At 65.5% G+C, this 1,890-nt stretch carries 3 protein-coding genes; 2 read left to right on the top strand and 1 reads right to left on the bottom strand.

All coding sequences use genetic code 11. The annotated features are described in order from the left end of the window. Positions 1-32: 32 nt before the first annotated feature. Complete coding sequence (locus JNW87_RS38175) at positions 33-422, bottom strand: transposase (protein WP_375373607.1); 390 nt, start codon at positions 420-422, stop codon at positions 33-35. Between the two features lie 312 nt (positions 423-734). On the opposite strand from JNW87_RS38175, the gene JNW87_RS38170 reads away from it, so the two are divergent. Together JNW87_RS38170 and JNW87_RS38165 are read left to right on the top strand one after the other, a co-directional pair. Next, positions 735-1,091 carry a hypothetical protein gene (locus JNW87_RS38170; protein WP_238455416.1) on the top strand — a complete coding sequence of 119 codons (357 nt, stop codon included), beginning with the start codon at positions 735-737 and terminating at the stop codon, positions 1,089-1,091. Between the two features lie 580 nt (positions 1,092-1,671). Further along, positions 1,672-1,809: a hypothetical protein gene (locus tag JNW87_RS38165; RefSeq protein WP_238455415.1), complete on the top strand. Its 138-nt coding sequence runs from the start codon at positions 1,672-1,674 to the stop codon at positions 1,807-1,809. Positions 1,810-1,890 lie beyond the last annotated feature (81 nt).

Raw genomic sequence — 1,890 nt, 5'->3', positions numbered from 1 at the left:
CGCCGCGGCGAGCAACTGCGCGTGGGCGTCGGTCAGGGCTTGGTCGGCTTGGTGTCGGTGTCCGCGCTCTCGGAGATCTCGGCCAAGAGCGCGTGTGCTTTTCCCATGATGTCCAACGCGGCCTCGGTCCGGGCGATCTTGCGGTTGGCCTGCTCCAACTGGCGGCGCAGCCGGGCGATCTCGGCCTGCTCCCCGCTGGGCTTGCCTATGCTCTGCCCGGGCTTCTTGCCCTCGAGCAGGCCGGCGTCGCGGGCGCGGCGCCACTCGCTCATCAACGACGAGTACAAGCCGTTCCGGCGCAGATACCCGTTTCCGTCGCCCTCGGCGACGGCCTGCTCGTACTCGGCGAGCAGCCGCAGCTTCTCCGCTGGAGCGAACGAACGCCGCCGGGGCCGGTCAGCTCGAGGTCCATCCGTCGTCATGGCCCCATCGTGCCCGACAGGCATGCTGGTGCTGGGAATCGTCATCGAAGGAGAATCCATCCTCGCCCCGGGCGGGCTACTTGCTCTGAACCGCTGGTCTCACCCAACCCTGACACCCAGGGTCTCGGCGACGGGATGGCGTTCCGCGTCATGAGGTCACGTGCGAGCCCAGGGGACGGGGGTGTGCGTCTGCCCTGGGTGTCAGGGTTGGGTGAGACCAGCGGTTCAGAGCAAGTAGCCCTCCCGGGGCGAGGATGGATCTTCCTTCGATGACGATTCCCAGCACCGTTCTCCCTGTCGGGCGATGGGACCATGACGACGGAAGGACCTCGATCAGAACGGCCACGCCGGCGGCGTTCGTTCACCGCAGCGGAGAAGCTGCGGCTGCTCGGCGAGTACGAGCAGGCTGTCGCCGAGGGTGACGGCAACGGCTATCTGCGTCGTAACGGCTTGTACTCGTCGTTGATGAGTGAGTGGCGCCGCGCCCGCGACGCCGGCCTGCTCGAGGGTAAGAAGCCCGGCCAGAGCGTCGGGCGGCCGAGCGGGGAGCAGACCGAGATCGCCCGGCTGCGCCGCCAGCTGGAGCTGGCGAACCGGAAGATCGCCCGTACTGAGGCGGCGTTGGACATCATGGGAAAAGGTGTGCCACGAACGCGGGAGGCTGCTTGAGGTAGTTGGTAGCTGAGCGCGGTGCTGCATGGCAGATGAAGGACTTTGGCCCTTCGGAGCCGCCCTGCGGGGGGAGGCTTCAAACCGCCACATGCTGCGGGAGCGGCGACGCGACCGTGGTGAGCGACTGTGGAAAAGGCGTCCATGAGGCGTCAGGTGGGGATCAGGAAGACGGAGCGCAGTCCTCAAGCGAGGATCGCTGGTGACGCGTCGTTATTGATGAAATGGCATCGAAACCGGGTGTTACTTTTTGGCCCGGGATGAGTCTGGCGGAAACCCGTTTACTGGCCAGGCGGTGCCCGGCGTGGAGGCGACGTGAGCCTGGTCTGCTGCTGCCGTGCGGAACGTGGGAAGACACACTCCGATGCTTCAACCCGCCCCCTTTGTCGGGCGCGGTTGTGTAAGGGAGCCTTCCAAGCGGACAACCCGCGAGGAACTGAGTACCGATGCGGAGTGTGTTGGCGGACCGGTTCGTAGTAGCGGTGAAGCCCCTGCTGGGCGCGGTGGGGGTGGAGCGAAGGGGCCGGATTGTCCGTGGTTCGTTTGTTCGGTCAACCAGGAATGTGCTGGGAGGAACTGCGTGAGCGAGCTGAAGTCACAGATCAAGCCGTTCGACATTTCGAAACGGGACGTGTGGGAGGCGTACCTGAAGGTCAAAGCCAACAAGGGTGCTCCGGGGGTGGATGGCTGCACGATCGAGGGTACGTATTCAGCCTGAGGTGAGTCGCTGATCGGGGCCTGCTGTCCACTGTGGCTTGGCTGACTGGCATGATCTTGGTGTGCAGCCCGGGTCGCAGCT

The organism is Micromonospora sp. ATA51 (genome assembly GCF_016802855.1).
Classification (GTDB): Bacteria; Actinomycetota; Actinomycetes; order Mycobacteriales; family Micromonosporaceae; genus Micromonospora; species Micromonospora sicca.
The sequence above is the reverse complement of the archived record's forward strand: the minus strand, read 5'-3'. Positions and strand labels throughout refer to the sequence as shown.